We start from the raw sequence: 17231 nt of genomic DNA, 5'->3' as shown, positions 1-17231 counted from the left end.
TCACTCCACGCCGATGAGCAGCAGCGCTCCCTGCCGGCCGCCCCGGTACACCACCGTGTCGACGGCGAGGTAGGACTCACGCACGCGTGCTTCGAGGTGGTCGGCGATCGTGTCGGGCGCCTCGTCGCCGAGGACGAGGGTGACGAGTTCGCCGCCCGCCGAGAGCATGCGGTCGAGGACGGTCTCGGCGGTGGCGGTGACGTCCGCGCCGATCACGGCCACGTCGCCGTCGATGAGGCCGAGGACGTCGCCGGCCTGGCAGATGCCGGCCATGGTCCAGGACTGGCGTTCGGCGACGGCGACCTCGGCGTAGCGGGTGGCGCCGGCCGCCGAGGTCATCGAGACGACGTCCTCGTCGAAGCGCCGCTCCGGCTCGTGCACGGCGAGGGCCGCGATGCCCTGGACGGCGGAGCGGGTGGGGATGAGCGCCACGCGGATGCCCTCGGTGCGGGCCTGCTCGGCCGCCGCGGCTGCGGTGTGGCGCAGTTCGGCGTCGTTGGGCAGCAGCACGACCTCCCGCGCGTGGGCGCGCCGTACGGCCTCCACCAGCTCCCCGCTCGCGGGCGGCTCCCCGGGGCGCGCGAGGACGGTGGTGGCGCCGGCCTCGCCGTACAGCCCGGCCAGTCCCTCACCGGGCACGACGGCGACCACGGCCCGCTGGACCCGTTCGCGGGGCGAGCGCTCGCCCGTGGTGTGCGCGTCACCGGCGCCGAAGTGGGTGATCCGGATCCGGTACGGCCGCCCGGCCTCGACGCCGGCCTCCACGGCGGCCCCCGCGTCGTCGACGTGCACATGCACGTTCCACAGCCCGTCGCCGCCGACGATCACGAGCGAGTCGCCGAGACCGTCGAGCCGGGCCCGCAGCCGCGCCACGGCCGCGTCCTCGGCCTCCAGCAGGTAGATCACCTCGAAGGCGGGGCCCCCCTCGTCCACGGTCTCGGCGCAGTCCTCGGCGTCGGTCCGCACGCGGCCCATCCCGCCCACGCCGCCCACGCCGCCTTCCACGCGCGCGTGGACCGCGGAGAACACCGGAACCGATTCCCCCGTGAACGTCTCCACCAGCGCGCCCAGCACCGCCACCAGCCCCCGCCCGCCGGCGTCGACCACCCCCGCACGCTCCAGGACCGCGAGCTGTGCGGGCGTCGCCGCCAGTGCCGCCCGCGCCCCCTCGTACGCGGCCCGGGCGACCGCACCGCAGTCCCCCTCCGCCCCGTCGGCCGCGTCGGCGGCGGCCGAGGCGACCGTGAGGACCGTGCCCTCGACGGGGTGGGCCACGGCCTGGCGGGCGGAGTCGGCCGCCTGCCTCAGGGCGAGGCGCAGACCGGAGCCGTCGGTGTGAGCCGTCTCACCGTCGGCGAGCACCTGGGCCATGCCCCGCAGCAGCTGGGCGAGGATCGTCCCGGAGTTCCCGCGGGCGCCGATCAGGGCCCCGTGCGCCATCGCGCGGGCGGCGTCGGCCAGGGTGGGCTTCCCCACCTCGTAGGCGGTGAACACGGCCTCCACGGCCGCGACCGCCGACTCCACGGTCAGGTAGAGATTGGTCCCGGTGTCCCCGTCGGCCACGGGGTAGACGTTGATCGCGTCGATCTCCTCGCGGGCGCGACCGAGCGACTCCAGCGCCAGGCCGCACCAGGTGCGCACCGCGAGAGCATCGAAGAATGTCTGCGGCACCTGCGCCACCTGCGCCTCCTTGAACGGCCGAACGTGGCACGCAGCGTAGACCCAGGGCCCGTGGGCGGCGGAAGAGGGCCGGGAGCGGGCTCCTGATCAGCCATGGTAGTTTCGTTGGACTGGCGCAGTCGTTGTATGCTGCTCCGGTTGCCCGATGAAAATCGGGCCGTCCCCTGGCAACGCCACTCAGATCTCTGATCGTAGATCTCGATCCCGGCATGCCGGGATTATCCGTAAGAGCATCTGAAGTCTTTGGAGTGACCCGTGGCTGCCAACTGCGACGTCTGCGGCAAGGGGCCGGGCTTCGGCAACAACATCTCGCACTCGCACCGCCGTACGTCCCGTCGCTGGAACCCGAACATCCAGCGCGTCCGTACCGTGGTCGGCGGGACGCCGAAGCGCGTGAACGCCTGCACCTCGTGCATCAAGGCCGGCAAGGTCTCGCGCTGACGCCCACAGCTGAGCGCGCGGCCACTGCTGGTTCGCTGCACTGAGCCGGTCCACCTAGGTGGACCGGCTCTTTGCTGTGCCCGGCGACTGCCCGGGGCGCCGCCGGGCGCTACGCTCCGTCGCGGAACCGCCACCCGTGATCCACCGGCCCGATCCCCGCGCCGAGCGCGAACCCGGCCTTGATCGCCCCGGTGACGTACTCCTTGGCCGCCGCCACCGCCTCCGGCACGGGAAGCCCCTTCGCCAGCCCCGAGGCGATCGCGGAGGCGAGCGTGCAGCCCGTCCCGTGGGTGTGCCGGTTGTCGTACCGGGGAGCGCGCAGCCAGTGCTCCGCGGAGCCGTCGGTGAGCAGGTCCACGGCGTCCCCGGACAGATGACCGCCCTTGATCAGCACCCAGCGCGGCCCGTACGCCAGCACGGCCGCCGCGGCCTCGGGGAGCTGCTCCTCGGACTCGACGTGCACGCCGGTCAGTTGCGCCACCTCGTCGAGGTTCGGCGTCGCCACGGTCGCCACCGGCAGCAGCTTCGTCCGCACCGATGCGAGCGCGGAGGACGCCAGCAGCGAGTCGCCGTGCTTGGAGACACCCACGGGGTCGATCACGGCGGGCGCGTCCGTGTCGGCGATCAACTCCGCCACCGTCTCGACGAGTTCGGCCGACGCGAGCATGCCGGTCTTGACCGCCTGGACGCCGATGTCGTCGACGACGCTGCGGTACTGCGCCCGCACCGCGTCCACCGGCAGCTCCCAAGCGCCCTGCACACCGAGCGAGTTCTGGGCGGTGACCGCGGTGATCACGCTCATGCCGTGCACGCCGAGCGCGAGCATCGTCTTCAGGTCGGCCTGGATGCCCGCGCCCCCGCCGGAGTCGGAACCGGCCACCGTGAGGACGTTCGGGATCATGACTCGATGTCCCCGCCGAAGTGGTCCCAGCCGCCCTTCTTGGTCCACGGGGCCCCGTCGACCGTGACCTGCGGCAGCGCCGAGGGGTTGAGGACCTCGCCGATGACCTTCCAGCGGGCCGGCAGCTTCACGTCCGGCGGGAAGGTCGCCACGATCGCGTGGTCCTCTCCCCCGGTCAGCACCCACTGCATGGGGTCGACGCCGACGGCCTGCCCGATGTCGTTCATCTGGGTCGGGATGTCGATCGCGCCCGAGCGGACGTCGATGCGGACCTTGCTGGCCTCGGCGATGTGCCCGAGGTCGGCGATCAGCCCGTCGCTCACGTCGCACATCGCGGTCGCACCGAGCCCGGCGGCGGCCGGACCCGCGTGATACGGCGGCTCCGGGCGCCGGTGCGCCTCCACGAAGGCCCGCGGCGAGCGGAAACCCCGGGACAGCACGGCGTATCCGGCCGCGGACCAGCCCAGCCAGCCGGTCACGGCGACGAGGTCGCCGGGCTGCGCGCCGGCCCGCGTGACCGGCTCCTGGTTGCGCAGATCGCCGAGCGCGGTGATCGACACCATGATCGTGTCGCCGCGTACGACGTCCCCGCCGACCACCGAGGCGCCCGCGACCTGGCACTCGTCGCGGATTCCGTCCATCAGCTCGCTCGGCCAGGTGACCGGGAGTTCGGCCGGCACGACCAGGCCGAGCAGCAGCGCGGTCGGCACGGCGCCCATGGCGGCGATGTCCGCGAGGTTCTGCGCGGCGGCCTTGCGGCCGACGTCGTACGCCGTGGACCAGTCGCGGCGGAAGTGCCGCCCCTCCAGCAGGATGTCGGTGCTGGCGACCACCCTGCGGTCGGGTGCGGCCACCACCGCGGCGTCGTCGCCGGGGCCGACCCGGACCGCCGGGGTGGTGGTCAGACGGGAGGTGAGCTCCCTGATGAGCCCGAACTCGCCGAGCTCACCAACAGTGCCCTTCATTGCCCTTACGCCCCTTCTGTCCCTGTCCGCACCCGGTCGCGCGTCCCTACTGCCCTCGATACCGTCGAGGTGTTCGTCAACTTCTGTCGTGTCCGCGCCGCGGCGCGGGGGCCCTGGCCACCGCGGGTCTCCCCGTGACGAGCGGCGACGCGATACCGTGGCGTTCCTTTTCCCCACATGATCCTCGTGGCCGCCCTGGAGGTTCCGTGGTACAGGCGTACATCCTGATCCAGACGGAGGTCGGCAAAGCGTCGACCGTCGCCGAGACGATCAGCAAGATCCCTGGAGTCATCCAGGCCGAGGACGTCACCGGACCGTACGACGTCATCGTGCGCGCCCAGGCCGACACCGTCGACGCACTGGGTCGCATGGTGGTCGCCAAGGTCCAAGCAGTGGACGGCATCACCCGCACCCTGACCTGCCCGGTCGTACATCTGTAGCCCCCGTCTACCCTTGGCCGGTGAACTCTTTCCGTCACCGGCCCATTTCTGTCATCGGGCTGCCCGCGCTCGTCCTGCTGATCACCGCTGCCGGCTGCTCATCAGCAGACGGCAGCGCGTCGGCGGCGGTTCCCAGCCCCGGTACGAAGGCCGCGAAGCTGTGCCAGAACCTGGACAAGGTTCTGCCGGCCGAGGTGGACGGTGCCAGCCGTGAGGATCCCTCGCCCGCGTCCGCGCTGACCGCGGGCTGGGGAGACCCGGCGATCATACTGCGGTGCGGTGTCCTACGACCGGCCAAGATGAGCGACCCGAAGGTCGCCGAGGGCAGGGACGACGACGCGGTGGCCGGCGGTGTGAACGGCGTACGGTGGCTGATGGAGGAACAGGGCGACGGGACCTACCGGTTCACCACCGCACTGCGTCGCGCGTATGTCGAGGTCAGCGTGCCCAAGGGCCGGGACAGTTCGGGTGTTCTGATCGATCTGGCGGCGGCCGTGAAGAAGGCGATCCCCGTGGGGATCGCCGACTAGAACACGGCCCGCCGAGCCGTACGGGGCCTACCTCAGGCCGGTGGAACGCCTGAGCGCCGCCTGGATCAGCCGGTCCACCAGGTCCGGGTAGCTGATCCCGCTCGCCTGCCACATCTGCGGGTACATCGAGATCGGCGTGAAGCCGGGCATCGTGTTGATCTCGTTGATCACGAACTCCCCGTCCTCGGTGAGGAAGAAGTCCGCGCGGACCAGGCCCTCGCAGGAGGCCGCCTCGAAGGCGTCCACGGCCAGGCGCTGCACGTCGGCCGTCTCCTCGGGCGTCAGCGGCGCCGGCACGATGCCGGGCGTGGAGTCGATGTACTTGGCCTCGAAGTCGTAGTACGCGTGCGCGTCCGGCGGCGGGATCTCGGCGGGCACGGAGGCGCGCGGGCCGTCCTCGAACTCCAGGACGCCGCACTCGATCTCCCGGCCGCGCAGGGCCGCCTCGACGAGGATCTTCGGGTCGTGCCGCTGCGCCTCGGCGATCGCGTCGTCCAGGCCCGCCAGGTCCTCGACCTTGGTGATGCCGATCGACGAACCCGCGCGGGCGGGCTTCACGAAGAGCGGCCAGCCGTGGTCGCCGGCGAGGTCGATGATCTTCTTGCGGGCGGCGGACTCGTCCTGCTCCCACTCGCGCGGCCGGATCACCACGTACGGGCCCACCTTGAGCCCGAAGGAGGTGAACACCCGCTTCATGTACTCCTTGTCCTGGCCGACGGCCGAGGCGAGCACGCCGGAACCCACGTACGGCACGCCGGAGAGCTCCAGCAGGCCCTGGAGGGTGCCGTCCTCGCCGTAGGGCCCGTGGAGCACCGGGAAGACCACGTCGATCTCGCCGAGGGCCTTGGGCACCGATCCGGGCTCGGTGTAGACGACTTCGCGGCTCGCCGGGTCGACGGGGAGCACCACGCCGCCCTCGCTGGACTCGACCAGCTGCTCGACGCTGGGCGTACGGCGCTCGGTGATCGCCATCCGCTCCGGTTCGTCGGCGGTGAGCACCCAGCGGCCACTCTGCGTGATGCCGATCGGCAGGACGTCGTACTTCGTCCGGTCGATCGCGCGCAGTACGGCGCCGGCGGTGACCATGGAGATCCCGTGCTCGGAGCTGCGGCCGCCGAACACGACGGCCACACGCGGCTTGCGCTGCGGCTGGTCAGGGCTCTGGGGGAGGTTCTCGGTGCTCATATCGCGTTGAGCGTACCCGCCCGTAGGGGCCGAGTCAGCGTCCGGAGGGGGGCATTCCCCCAGGCGTCGCTCAGCGTCGCTCGGGCTTGGCGCTGCGCGACATCAGCTCCTTGAGAGCGACGACGGGCGGCTTGCCCTCGTGCACGATGCCGACGACCGTCTCCGTGATCGGCATGTCGACGCCGTGCCGGCGGGCCAGATCCAGCACGGACTCGCAGGACTTGACGCCCTCGGCGGTCTGCTTGGTGACCGCGATGGTCTCCTGGAGGGTCATGCCCTTGCCGAGGTTGGTGCCGAAGGTGTGGTTGCGCGAGAGCGGCGAGGAGCAGGTGGCCACCAGGTCGCCGAGGCCCGCGAGTCCGGAGAACGTCAGCGGGTCGGCGCCGAGCGCCATCCCGAGCCGGGTCGTCTCGGCGAGGCCGCGGGTGATCAGCGAGCCCTTGGCGTTGTCGCCGAGTCCCATGCCGTCCGCGATGCCGACGGCGAGGCCGATCACGTTCTTCACGGCTCCGCCCAGTTCGCAACCCACCACGTCCGTATTGGTGTACGGGCGGAAGTACGGCGTGTGGCTGGCGGCCTGGAGGCGCTGGGCGACGGACTCGTCGGTGCAGGCCACGACGGCCGCGGCGGGCATGCGGGAGGCGATCTCACGGGCCAGGTTGGGGCCGGTGACGACGGCGATGCGGTCGTGGCCCACCTTGGCGACGTCCTCGATGACCTCGCTCATCCGCATGGTGGTGCCGAGTTCGACGCCCTTCATCAGGGACACCAGGACCGTGCCCGGCGCCAGCATCGGGGTCCACTCGGCGAGGTTGGCGCGCAGCGTCTGGGAGGGGACGGAGAGCACCGTGAAGTCGGCGCCGGCCATGGCCTCGGCGGGGTCGGTGGTGGCCCGCACACCCTGCGGGAGCTCGACGCCCGGGAAGTAGTCGGGGTTCGTCCGGGTCGAGTTGATGGCGTCGGCGACCTCGGGGCGGCGGGCCCACAGCGTGACGTCGCAGCCGGCGTCGGCCAGGACGATGCCGAAGGCCGTACCCCACGAACCGGCACTCAGGACTGCCGCCTTGACGGGCTTGCTCACGTGCCCTGCCCCTCTTCCTGCTCGGCCTTCGGCTGCGTCTGCCGGCTGTTCTGCGCGGCGGTCCTGCGGCGCTGCTCGATGCGCTCCTGGCGCGGGTCGTACGTCGTCTCGGGCGCCTTCTCGCCGCGGATCTCCTCCAGGTGGCGGGTGATGGCGGCCATGATGACCTCGGTCGCCTCCTTCAGGAGCTCCGGGGTCATGTCCTTGTCGTAGAAGTCCGTCAGGTCCACCGGCGGGCCCGCGAGCACGTGGTGGGTCTTGCGCGGAAGGATGTTGGGCTTCTTCGCGTAGGGCGGCAGCAGTTCGTTGGCGCCCCACTGCGCGACCGGGATGACGGGGCACTTGGTCTGCAGGGCGACCCGTGCGGCACCGGTCTTGCCCGTCATGGGCCACTGGTCGGGGTCCCGGGTGATGGTGCCCTCGGGGTAGAAGGCGACGCACTCGCCGCGCTCCACGGCGTCGATCGCGGCCCTGAACGCGCTCAGCGCGTCCGTGGTCTCCCGGTAGACGGGGATCTGCCCGGTGCCGCGCATCGCGGCGCCGACGAATCCCTTCTTGAAAAGCCCGCTCTTCGCCAGGAATCGCGGAACCCGCCCGGTGTTGTACTGAAAGTGCGCGTACGCGAAGGGATCGATGTGCGAATTGTGGTTCACCGCGGTGATAAATCCACCCTCGGCCGGAATGTTCTCCATTCCACGCCAGTCCCGCTTGATCAGAACCACCAGCGGCGGTTTGCAGAGCACCGCGGCGAAGCGGTACCAGAAGCCGATTCTGCGGCGGGGCACGCGTGCACCTTCCTCTAGGCATCAAGGACGTCGGGCCGGGGGGCCGCACAAGTGTCGCCCCAGGCCGCCGGTCTGTCGAGAACACCGTACGCCTCGCCGCCCCCGCCACCAGATGGCCCTGGTGACGGCTGAGTGACAATGACCGCGACTAGAGAGGGACGGAAACGCTGGTGCAGTGGACCTTGGTCGTACCCCTGAAGCCCTTGGCACGGGCGAAGAGCAGGCTTTCCGACACGGCGGCGGACGCGCTGCGCCCCGGTCTGGCGCTCGCTTTCGCACTGGACACCGTGGCAGCGGCGCTGGCGTGCCCCGCGGTAAAGGATGTGGCAGTCGTCACGGACGACGCGCTGGCCGGGCGTGAGCTGGGCGCACTTGGCGCGCACATCGTCCCCGACGAGCCCGGCGGCGGCCTGAACGCGGCGCTGGCACACGGCGCGGCGGTCGTACGCGCCGCGCGTCCCGAAGCCCCGGTGGCCGCCCTGAACGCCGACCTCCCCGCCCTGCGCCCGCTGGAATTGGCGCGGGTATTGGACTCGGCGGCGGAATTCCCGCGTGCCTTTCTCGCGGACGCGGCAGAAATCGGCACAACCCTGCTGACCGCGGCCCCGGGCCGGGAATTGCTCCCGGCATTCGGCACGGATTCCCGGGCCCGCCATCGCGAGTCCGGGGCGAGGGAGCTCGGCCTCGCCGAGGTGGACTCGGTACGCCAGGACGTCGACACCGGAGCCGACCTGCGAGCGGCGCTGGCCCTGGGCGTAGGCCCCAGAACGGCGGCGGCAGTGGCACGCCTGGCCGCTACGCCCCCAGGGGCGCGGGAAACCGCGCGCCCAGCCCCCACCGCGCCCCACCACGACCCGTCATAGGCTGACACCCATGCAGGCCACCGCATACACCTACGACGAACAGTCCCGCTCCGGCAGCGTGCTGCTGGACGACGGCACCCCCGTCCCCTTCGACGCCCCCGCCTTCGAGGCCGGCGGCCTGCGGCTGCTGCGCCCCGGCCAGCGGGTCCGCATCGAGACGGAGGGCAAGGGCGAGTCGCTGCGCATCACGCTGGTGACGTTGCAGACCTTCTGAAAAACGCCGCGGGCCGGACTCCCCAGAGAGTCCGGCCCGGCGCGTGAGTGCCCCTTGGCGTTTCTACCTGCTGCGTGCGGTCCTCTTGGTGGCAGCCTTCCGCGCGGTCGACTTCTTGGCCGGCGCCTTCTTGGCGGTCGCCTTCTTCGCCGGGGCCTTCTTGGCCGTCGCCTTCTTGGCGGTGGTCTTCTTCGCCGCGGTGGTCTTCTTGGCGGCGGCCGTGGTCTTCTTGGCCGTCGTCTTCTTCGCGGTCGTCTTCTTGGCGGCGGCCGTGGTCTTCTTGGCCGTCGTCTTCTTCGCCGTCGTCTTCTTCGCCGCGGCCTTGGTGGTCTTCTTCGCGGCGGCCTTCTTGACCGTCGCCGAGGCACCACCGGTCAGGCTGCCCTTGGGCGCCTTCTTGACCGCGACCTCGCCGCCCCGCGGGAGCTTCTTCGAGCCGCTCACCAGGTCCTTGAAGCCCTGACCCGCACGGAAGCGCGGAACGGAGGTCTTCTTGACCCGAACCCGCTCGCCCGTCTGAGGGTTGCGGGCGTACCGCGCCGGGCGGTCGACCTTCTCGAACGAACCGAAGCCGGTGACCGAGACCCGCTCACCCGAGACAACCGCGCGGACGATCGCGTCCAGTACGTGGTCGACAGCATCGGCGGCCTGCTGGCGGCCGCCCATCTTGTCGGCAATCGCTTCTACGAGCTGCGCCTTGTTCACGTCTTCCCCTTCGGAGACATCGCCAGAACGAAAGTGTTCAAGCTTTTTCGCACGTTAGGCAGATATATACCGCAAATCAAACACGAAACGGGCTAATCACCCTTGTGCCGCAACAGACTCGACTGTCTCGAAGGTGTTCTCAGCGTTCCTCTTCGGGGAATCGCCCCGCGTCGAGGTCCGCGATGAACCGCTCCAGACGCCTTGTCGCTTCGGCGACGTCGTGTTTGGCCGCGGCCGTAATGACCAGCAGCTTCCGGGTCAGCGCCATCCGTACGCCCTCCGGGACTTGCAGTGCGCGCACCCTTGCGTGCGCTTCCTTCAGTTGGTCCGCGACTGCCGCATAGAGCTCGAGTTGGCCGTCGTGTTCCATGCACAGATTGTGCCATCTGGGGCGAGTTGTCGCCTGCCAGGGGTGCAACTCCGGCCTCAAATGGCCTTCCGGGCACTTGCGGAAGCCGTGGACACCTACCTCGCGTACCCCGGTAACACCCGTCGTAACGTGGGAAGTTGAGGGGCGTACCGGATCGGCGCAGGGCCGTTCGGGTGCAGACATGGCTGTACCCCCGATCGGGCTGATCGGGGGTACGGCGGGGGTGTTGCGGTGTCCGAAAGTCGCCTTGCGCGCGGGCTCGGCCCGAAGCGGGGCGGCCCCGAGCTCAGCTCTGGAGCGTGCGCGGCTTGAACGACGGCCGCTTCGCCTCGTAGGCGGCGATGTCGCCCTCGTTCTGGAGGGTGATCGAGATGTCGTCGAGGCCGTTCAGCAGCCGCCAGCGGGAGTTCTCGTCCAGCTCGAAGGAGGCGGTGATGCCCTCGGCGCGCACCTCACGCGCCTCAAGGTCCACAGTGACCTCAGCTGTCGGGTCCTTCTCCGTGAGCTCCCACAGGGCGTCCACGATCTTCTGCTCCAGAACCACCGTGAGCAGGCCGTTCTTGAGCGAGTTGCCACGGAAGATGTCCGCGAAGCGCGAGGAGATGACGGTCTTGAAACCGTAGTTCTGCAGCGCCCACACGGCGTGCTCACGGGAGGAACCGGTGCCGAAGTCGGGACCGGCGACCAGCACCGTGGCGCCCTGCCGCTCGGGCTGGTTGAGGATGAACGTCTCGTCCTTGCGCCAGGCCTCGAACAGCCCGTCCTCGAACCCGTCCCGCGTGACCTTCTTGAGCCAGTGAGCAGGGATGATCTGGTCGGTGTCGACGTTGGAGCGGCGCAGCGGGACGGCCCGGCCGGTGTGCTTGGTGAATGCTTCCATGGCTGATCAGACTCCAGCGGGCGTACGGGTCTCGGCGTCGGACAGGTCGGCCGGGGAGGCCAGGTGGCCCAGTACGGCCGTGGCGGCCGCGACCTGCGGCGACACCAGGTGCGTACGACCGCCCTTGCCCTGCCGGCCCTCGAAGTTGCGGTTGGAGGTGGACGCGGAGCGCTCACCGGGGGCCAGCTGGTCGGGGTTCATGCCCAGGCACATCGAGCAGCCCGCGTGCCGCCACTCGGCGCCGGCCTCCTTGAAGACGACGTCCAGGCCCTCGGAGACGGCCTGCAGACCGACCCGCGCGGAGCCGGGGACGACCAGCATCCGTACGCCGTCGGCGACTTTGCGGCCCTTCACGAGCTCGGCGGCGGCGCGCAGGTCCTCGATGCGGCCGTTGGTGCAGGAGCCTACGAAGACGGTGTCCACCTTGATGGAGCGCAGCGGCTGACCGGCCTCCAACCCCATGTATTCCAGGGCCTTTTCGGCGGCGAGGCGCTCCGAAGCGTCTTCGTACGAAGCAGGGTCGGGGACGGACGCCGAAAGCGGCGCGCCCTGGCCCGGGTTGGTGCCCCAGGTGACGAACGGCGACAGCTCGGCGGCCTCGATGACGACCTCGGCGTCGAACTCGGCGTCCGCGTCCGTCTTCAGCGTCTTCCAGTACGCGACGGCGGCGTCCCAGTCCTCGCCCTTGGGCGCGTGCGGGCGGCCCTCGAGGTAGTCGAAGGTGGTCTGGTCCGGGGCGATCATGCCCGCGCGGGCGCCGGCCTCGATCGACATGTTGCAGATGGTCATCCGGGCCTCCATCGAGAGCTTCTCGATGGCGGAACCGCGGTACTCCAGGACGTAGCCCTGGCCGCCGCCGGTGCCGATCCGGGCGATGATCGCCAGGATCAGGTCCTTGGCGGTGACGCCGTCGGGCAGCTCGCCGTTGACCGTGATGGCCATGGTCTTCGGGCGGACCAGCGGCAGCGTCTGGGTGGCCAGGACGTGCTCGACCTGGGAGGTGCCGATGCCGAAGGCCAGACCGCCGAAGGCGCCGTGCGTGGAGGTGTGGGAGTCACCGCAGACGACGGTCATGCCGGGCTGGGTCAGGCCCAGCTGCGGGCCGACGACGTGGACGACGCCCTGCTCGACGTCGCCCAGCGGGTGCAGCCGCACGCCGAACTCGGCGGCGTTCTTGCGCAGCGTCTCCAGCTGGACCCGGGAGACCGGGTCGGCGATGGGCTTGTCGATGTCGAGGGTGGGGGTGTTGTGGTCCTCGGTGGCGATGGTCAGGTCGAGCCGGCGCACCTGGCGACCGCTCTTGCGAAGGCCGTCGAAGGCCTGCGGGCTGGTCACCTCGTGCAGCAGGTGCAGATCGATGAAGAGGAGGTCGGGCTCGCCCTCGGCGCGCCGGACGACATGGTCGTCCCAGACCTTCTCCGCGAGTGTCCTACCCATCGCTTTCCCTCCGGCCGGCATACGGTCCGCCGGCCCAACTAGAGATCTTGAGGAGGCGACTGCCGCCCGCGCCCCTGCTTCCGGGCGCCCGCCGCCAGGCCCGTTCTGGTCCACGGGCCGCTGTGCCTTCGTGTCTTCCAGAGTGGCGTGTTCCACGGAAAATTGAACTTGCGTTTCACAGAGTGAGACGCGAGTATCGTTGCATGGACAACAGTAGCGGCGTCGGCGTTCTGGACAAGGCAGCCCTTGTCCTGAGCGCCCTGGAGTCCGGTCCGGCCACCCTCGCAGGGCTCGTCTCGGCCACCGGATTGGCACGACCCACGGCCCATCGGCTGGCCGTGGCTCTGGAACACCACCGCATGGTGGCGCGTGACATGCAGGGCCGTTTCATTCTCGGCCCTCGCCTGGCAGAACTGGCCGCGGCCGCGGGTGAGGACCGTCTCCTCGCCACCGCGGGCCCGGTGCTCACCCACCTCCGTGACGTCACGGGCGAGAGCGCGCAGCTCTATCGCCGCCAGGGCGACATGCGCATCTGCGTCGCCGCGGCGGAGCGGCTGTCCGGTCTGCGGGACACGGTCCCGGTCGGCTCGACGCTCACGATGAAGGCCGGCTCGTCGGCGCAGATCCTCATGGCCTGGGAAGAGCCGGAGCGGCTGCACCGGGGCCTGCAGGGCGCCCGCTTCACGGCCACCGCGCTCTCGGGCGTACGGCGCCGTGGCTGGGCCCAGTCGATCGGCGAGCGCGAGCCGGGCGTCGCGTCCGTCTCCGCCCCCGTCCGCGGCCCGTCGAACCGCGTGGTGGCCGCCGTCTCGGTCTCCGGCCCCATCGAGCGCCTCACCCGACACCCCGGCCGGATGCACGCCCAGGCGGTCATCGACGCGGCGGGCCGTCTGTCGGAGGCCCTGCGCCGCACCGGCTGAGGACGCCGACGTCGTCGTACCCCCGTCGGAAAGGGACCGGGCTCAACGCCGCGGCCGGTCCGTCACCGGCGGGGATCCGACGACGTCGATCAACTGCGGGAGTCCCCGGGCCGGTTGACGCACAGGCCCGGGGGGGGAACGACGAAGGCCCTCCACCGAAGTGGAGGGCCTTGATCTGTGTACCCCCGACCGGATTCGAACCGGCGCTACCGCCTTGAGAGGGCGGCGTGCTAGGCCGCTACACAACGGGGGCGTGGATCTTACAAGCGTTTGATGAACACCGCCGCAGATCCGAGCTGGTCTACCTGGACTCGAACCAAGACTAACTGAACCAGAATCAGTCGTGCTGCCAATTACACCATAGACCAATGTGGTTTAGACCAGTTCGTACCCCCGACCGGATTCGAACCGGCGCTACCGCCTTGAGAGGGCGGCGTGCTAGGCCGCTACACAACGGGGGCCCTAGCAGTTCCGAGAAGATCGGAACCAGTACCCCCGACCGGATTCGAACCGGCGCTACTGCCTTGAGAGGGCAGCGTGCTAGGCCGCTACACAACGGGGGCTTTGCAGATGAGCTCTGCGAGCTGGCCTACCTGGACTCGAACCAAGACTAACTGAACCAGAATCAGTCGTGCTGCCAATTACACCATAGGCCACTGGAACGCAAGCCCCTTCGGGGATCTTGTTCTAGTTTGCTCCTCCGGTTCCCGGCCTTTCGGCCCGCTCCCCGGCGGCGCAGGAAGAACATTACCCGAAGGTGGACGGGGCTCCAAAACGGGTATCCGCGCCGAGGATCGCGGGGAGTTCGGCGAGGGAGGCGATCCGGTGCGGTCCGCCGGGGCCGTTGTCGCTGGTGTACGCCCCGTCACGGTCGATCCACACCGACAGCAGCCCGGCGGCCGCGGCACCCCGTCCGTCGATGTCGGGGTGATCCCCGACATACGCGACCTGCTCCGGGGCGAGGCCGAGAGCGGCGCAGGCGGCGTGGAAGGCGCCGGGCTCCGGCTTGGAGACGCCGAGCTCGGCGGCGCAGAGGATCGCCTCGAAGCGGTCGTGGACGCCGAGCACCCGCAGCTTGCGGTCCTGGACGATGAGGCTGGAGTTCGACAGCACCGCGTGCCGGTGGCTGGCGGCGAGCAGGTCCAGGACGGGCAGGACGTCCGGGAAGAGCGCCCAGGCGGCCTCGTAGTGCCCGATGTAGCGCTCGAACCAGGCGTCGGCCTCGGCGTCGGTCAGCTCCGCGCCCAGGAAGACCCGCACCCGGTCACGCCGCTGGCCCTGGAAGGTCGCCTCCCCGGCGGAGAACCGCGCCCACTGGGCGTCCGTGACCTGCCGCCACCGCCCGAGGGCCTGTTCGACGCTGTCGTAGGCGTCGAGCAGGCCCTCGGTGAGCAAGTGCTGCCGCATTCCGGCGCGGTCGGCGGTGGTGTAGTCGAAGATCGTGTCGTCCACGTCCCAGACCACGGCCCGAATCCCCATGATCCGACGGTAGCCCGGACGACGGGGATCTGTCCGTCAGTTGACCGTCGTGGTCCCGGTCACAGTGAGGGCGGGGCCCACCTCGTCGCGGGGCTGGGCGGCCAGTTTCCAGGTGTACGTGCCGGTGATCCGGCGGCCGTCCTCCCCGTGGCCGTCCCAGGCGGCGCGGACCGCGGCGCCCTTGGTGCTGCCGGTGAGGGTCCGGATCACCGTGCCGCCGCTGTTACTCAGGGTGAGCGTCCAGGCGGCGGGCTTGCTGAGCTGCCAGACGGGCTGCCAGGGGGTGGACTTCGTCGGGCCGAACGGCACCGCGTCCGTCTGGGCCTCCATCTGCGCGAGCGGCGAGGCGGGGACACCGCTGTTGACGACGGACACCTCGCCGTAGGTGCCGTTGAGGTAGGCGACGTGGCCGCCGAAGCGGTCGACGGCCCAGCGGCCGTTGCTGCCTCCGGTGTTCCAGTCCCCGTTGGGCAGCTTGACCAGGGTGCGGGTGGCGGCCGTGCCGGTGTGGAAGTCGGTGAGCAGCAGTTCGTGGGTGGTGCGGTTCTCGCGGAGGAGGTAGCCGTCGGCGAGGCGGGCGGGGCCGTTGTCGGCGGGGACCGTGATCTTGCGGCCTGTCGCCCGGTCGTAGACGCCGGCGGTGGAGCCGCAGGACCAGTAGAGCCAGGTGTTGACGGCCTGGAGGTCGGTCGGCGTGCAGGGGGCGCCGGTGGCCACGGTGGCGACCGTCTGGCCGGTCTTGAGGTGCTTGCCGACGACGGAGCCCTGGGTGGTGCCGGGGGTCCAGAGCACCTGGCCCCAGACGGCGGCCGCGGTGCGGGCGCGGGTGAGGACGGTGGTGCCCTCGGTCGTGCCGTTCGGGAAGTCGACGACCCGCTGGGTACCGGAGCCGCCGTTGTACAGCACGTATCGGCCGCTGCCACTGGGGATACGGCCGCCCGAGTCGCCGTCGGTGGGCTCGGCGCGGACGGTCGTGGTGTCGAGACCGACGCTGAGGACCGATTCCTGACGGTCGGCGTTGGTCCACAGGAAGGAGACCCGGCCGTCGCCCGTGGCCTCCAGCTGGGGGCAGGCGGCGTCGCCGGTGAGGCAGGTGCCGGCGCTCAGGCCCGGGCTGCGCTTGGTCTGCTGACCGGTGGGCCTGCCCGTGGCGTCCAGGTCGAAGCTGTTGACGCGGTAGGAGGCGGCGGGCGTCGTGCCGTAGATGAGCAACTCGCCGCCGGCGACGGCCAGTCCGTGGACGCCGGCCGCCGTGGCGGGGATCTGGGTGACCTTCTCGGTGGCGGTGCCGCCGTCCTCGGTGGGGGTGATCCGGTGGACGTTCCAGTCGAGGCTGGACGGTCCGGCGGTGGCGAGGGCGCTGCCGTCCAGGGTCGGTCCGATGCCGCCGAACGACGAGCTGAGCACGGTGGTGACCGCGCCGGTCGTCAGGGAGCGGGCTCGGAGTGCGGCCTCGGTGCCGCCCGTGACGATGTCCGGGTTTCCGAAGAGGAGCTGGTCGCCGACGACAGCTTCGAGGTGGTCCCACGGGGTGATCGCGGTGGGCTGGGTGCCGGGCTCGGCGTCGGTCCGGATCGACTTCCAGTCGGCGACGAGCCAGCGGTCGTTGAAGACGACCTCCGGGTTCTCGGCCACACCGGTGACATAGGTACGGAAGGTGCCGTCGGCGAGGTCGAGGAGACCGACGGAGCGCGTGCCGTCCTGCTGGTGGACGACCGCGATCCGGCGGACCGAGCCGCCCCGCGGGTAGCTGACGGGCTGGGCGTCCGCCGGGAAGCCGACGACCGGCAGATCCGTGGTGGTGCCGTCGGGAGCCGCGCGCAGCACGTGCAGGGCGCCGGTGGTGTCCCGGGTCAGCGCGCTCCAGCCCACGGCTGCCAGATAGGTCTGACCGGACGGGATCGTGAGGGTCGCGGTCACACCGGTGGAGCGGTGCCGCTGGGTGATGGTCGCACCGCTCATCGTGACGACGGTGACGTCGGTGCCGGTGGCCAGGTCGTCCGGTCCGGCGTGCGCGGGCGGGACGAAGTCCGGGTAGTCGGACCAGGTGGTCGAGCCGCCGTTGACCGAGCCCCACTGGAATCCGGACGCCCCGGCCCAGACGTACCGGATCTCCGGCCGCTTCTCCGCGGCGAGCCGGACCGTCCCCACCGGCGACTCCACGGCCTGCGCGGGCGTGATCGGCAGGGCCCATGTCAGGGCCATCGCGCCGCCGAGCGCCACCGCGGCAAGTCTTCGTGAACGAGTCACGTTCCCTCCCCCTGTCCACAGGTGCACACGCGGATCATGTGCACGAGGGTCATCCAACGTGCCCTCGGGAAGCGGGAGTTGGCCGGAGCGGTTAACTCCGGGCGA

General features: G+C 70.7%; 18 protein-coding genes and 5 tRNA genes. 6 read left to right on the top strand and 17 right to left on the bottom strand.

The window, feature by feature from the left end:
• Window positions 1-1680, bottom strand: coding sequence for a DAK2 domain-containing protein (locus tag ACIRD7_RS19690; RefSeq protein ID WP_403454699.1), 1680 nt, complete (start codon window positions 1678-1680; stop codon window positions 1-3).
• Between the two features lie 255 nt (window positions 1681-1935).
• Here ACIRD7_RS19690 and rpmB point away from each other — a divergent pair, with 255 nt between their 5' ends.
• On the top strand, window positions 1936-2121 hold the full coding sequence (rpmB, locus tag ACIRD7_RS19685) for a 50S ribosomal protein L28 (protein WP_003993230.1): 186 nt from the start codon (window positions 1936-1938) through the stop codon (window positions 2119-2121).
• A gap of 109 nt (window positions 2122-2230) precedes the next feature.
• Here the strand turns inward: rpmB and thiD are convergent, their stop codons facing one another.
• Both thiD and ACIRD7_RS19675 read right to left on the bottom strand, forming a co-directional pair.
• Entirely contained in the window at window positions 2231-3022 is a 792-nt protein-coding gene (gene thiD / locus ACIRD7_RS19680) for a bifunctional hydroxymethylpyrimidine kinase/phosphomethylpyrimidine kinase (RefSeq protein WP_403454696.1), read from the bottom strand.
• A complete protein-coding gene (locus ACIRD7_RS19675) occupies window positions 3019-3987 on the bottom strand; it encodes a thiamine-phosphate kinase (RefSeq protein ID WP_403454695.1) in 969 nt (322 codons plus the stop codon). Before ACIRD7_RS19675 ends, thiD begins: the two co-directional genes overlap by 4 nt.
• 206 nt (window positions 3988-4193) lie before the next feature.
• Between ACIRD7_RS19675 and ACIRD7_RS19670 the strand changes: the two genes are divergently transcribed.
• Window positions 4194-4427, top strand: a complete 234-nt coding sequence (locus tag ACIRD7_RS19670; protein ID WP_403454693.1) for an Lrp/AsnC family transcriptional regulator — start codon at window positions 4194-4196, stop codon at window positions 4425-4427.
• 20 nt (window positions 4428-4447) lie between these two features.
• Window positions 4448-4957, top strand: a complete 510-nt coding sequence (locus ACIRD7_RS19665) for a DUF3515 domain-containing protein (protein ID WP_403454690.1) — start codon at window positions 4448-4450, stop codon at window positions 4955-4957.
• A 27-nt stretch (window positions 4958-4984) separates the two neighbouring features.
• On the opposite strand, the gene ACIRD7_RS19660 is transcribed toward ACIRD7_RS19665, so the two are convergent.
• From ACIRD7_RS19660 to ACIRD7_RS19650, 3 genes are all read right to left on the bottom strand, one after another.
• Window positions 4985-6142, bottom strand: a complete 1158-nt coding sequence (locus ACIRD7_RS19660; RefSeq protein ID WP_403454688.1) for a D-alanine--D-alanine ligase family protein — start codon at window positions 6140-6142, stop codon at window positions 4985-4987.
• A 70-nt stretch (window positions 6143-6212) separates the two neighbouring features.
• Window positions 6213-7223 (bottom strand): NAD(P)H-dependent glycerol-3-phosphate dehydrogenase, encoded by a 1011-nt coding sequence (locus tag ACIRD7_RS19655; protein WP_403454685.1) that lies wholly within the window; start codon window positions 7221-7223, stop codon window positions 6213-6215.
• Entirely contained in the window at window positions 7220-8008 is a 789-nt protein-coding gene (locus tag ACIRD7_RS19650) for a lysophospholipid acyltransferase family protein (RefSeq protein ID WP_403454682.1), read from the bottom strand. Before ACIRD7_RS19650 ends, ACIRD7_RS19655 begins: the two co-directional genes overlap by 4 nt.
• A 170-nt stretch (window positions 8009-8178) precedes the next feature.
• On the opposite strand from ACIRD7_RS19650, the gene cofC reads away from it, so the two are divergent.
• Together cofC and ACIRD7_RS19640 are read left to right on the top strand one after the other, a co-directional pair.
• Window positions 8179-8871: a 2-phospho-L-lactate guanylyltransferase gene (gene cofC, locus ACIRD7_RS19645; protein ID WP_403454679.1), complete on the top strand. Its 693-nt coding sequence runs from the start codon at window positions 8179-8181 to the stop codon at window positions 8869-8871.
• A gap of 10 nt (window positions 8872-8881) precedes the next feature.
• Window positions 8882-9085: a hypothetical protein gene (locus ACIRD7_RS19640; RefSeq protein ID WP_403454676.1), complete on the top strand. Its 204-nt coding sequence runs from the start codon at window positions 8882-8884 to the stop codon at window positions 9083-9085.
• A gap of 63 nt (window positions 9086-9148) precedes the next feature.
• Here the strand turns inward: ACIRD7_RS19640 and ACIRD7_RS19635 are convergent, their stop codons facing one another.
• From ACIRD7_RS19635 to leuC, 4 genes are all read right to left on the bottom strand, one after another.
• Window positions 9149-9790 (bottom strand): HU family DNA-binding protein, encoded by a 642-nt coding sequence (locus tag ACIRD7_RS19635; RefSeq protein WP_403454673.1) that lies wholly within the window; start codon window positions 9788-9790, stop codon window positions 9149-9151.
• 139 nt (window positions 9791-9929) lie between these two features.
• Window positions 9930-10160, bottom strand: coding sequence for a hypothetical protein (locus ACIRD7_RS19630; protein ID WP_003997611.1), 231 nt, complete (start codon window positions 10158-10160; stop codon window positions 9930-9932).
• Between the two features lie 286 nt (window positions 10161-10446).
• Entirely contained in the window at window positions 10447-11040 is a 594-nt protein-coding gene (gene leuD / locus ACIRD7_RS19625) for a 3-isopropylmalate dehydratase small subunit (RefSeq protein ID WP_403454670.1), read from the bottom strand.
• Between the two features lie 6 nt (window positions 11041-11046).
• Window positions 11047-12477 (bottom strand): 3-isopropylmalate dehydratase large subunit, encoded by a 1431-nt coding sequence (gene leuC / locus ACIRD7_RS19620; protein ID WP_403454667.1) that lies wholly within the window; start codon window positions 12475-12477, stop codon window positions 11047-11049.
• Between the two features lie 203 nt (window positions 12478-12680).
• Here leuC and ndgR point away from each other — a divergent pair, with 203 nt between their 5' ends.
• Window positions 12681-13397, top strand: coding sequence for an IclR family transcriptional regulator NdgR (gene ndgR / locus ACIRD7_RS19615; RefSeq protein WP_048580622.1), 717 nt, complete (start codon window positions 12681-12683; stop codon window positions 13395-13397).
• Between the two features lie 180 nt (window positions 13398-13577).
• Here ndgR and ACIRD7_RS19610 read toward each other — a convergent pair.
• The 7 genes from ACIRD7_RS19610 to ACIRD7_RS19580 all read right to left on the bottom strand — a co-directional run bounded on the left by ACIRD7_RS19610 (window position 13578) and on the right by ACIRD7_RS19580 (window position 17126).
• Window positions 13578-13650 (bottom strand) — tRNA-Glu (locus ACIRD7_RS19610).
• Between the two features lie 43 nt (window positions 13651-13693).
• Window positions 13694-13765: transfer RNA gene (locus ACIRD7_RS19605), tRNA-Gln, on the bottom strand.
• 20 nt (window positions 13766-13785) lie between these two features.
• A tRNA-Glu gene (locus tag ACIRD7_RS19600) sits at window positions 13786-13858 on the bottom strand.
• A 29-nt stretch (window positions 13859-13887) separates the two neighbouring features.
• A tRNA-Glu gene (locus ACIRD7_RS19595) sits at window positions 13888-13960 on the bottom strand.
• A 21-nt stretch (window positions 13961-13981) separates the two neighbouring features.
• Window positions 13982-14053 (bottom strand) — tRNA-Gln (locus ACIRD7_RS19590).
• A 91-nt stretch (window positions 14054-14144) separates the two neighbouring features.
• A complete protein-coding gene (locus tag ACIRD7_RS19585) occupies window positions 14145-14876 on the bottom strand; it encodes an HAD family hydrolase (protein ID WP_403454664.1) in 732 nt (243 codons plus the stop codon).
• 36 nt (window positions 14877-14912) lie between these two features.
• Complete coding sequence (locus ACIRD7_RS19580; RefSeq protein ID WP_403454661.1) at window positions 14913-17126, bottom strand: hypothetical protein; 2214 nt, start codon at window positions 17124-17126, stop codon at window positions 14913-14915.
• Between the last annotated feature and the right edge of the window lie 105 nt (window positions 17127-17231).

This window comes from Streptomyces sp. NPDC093568 (genome assembly GCF_044764945.1).
Classification (GTDB): Bacteria; Actinomycetota; Actinomycetes; order Streptomycetales; family Streptomycetaceae; genus Streptomyces.
Note: the sequence above shows the minus strand (reverse complement) of the source record. Positions and strands in the feature narration are given on the sequence as shown.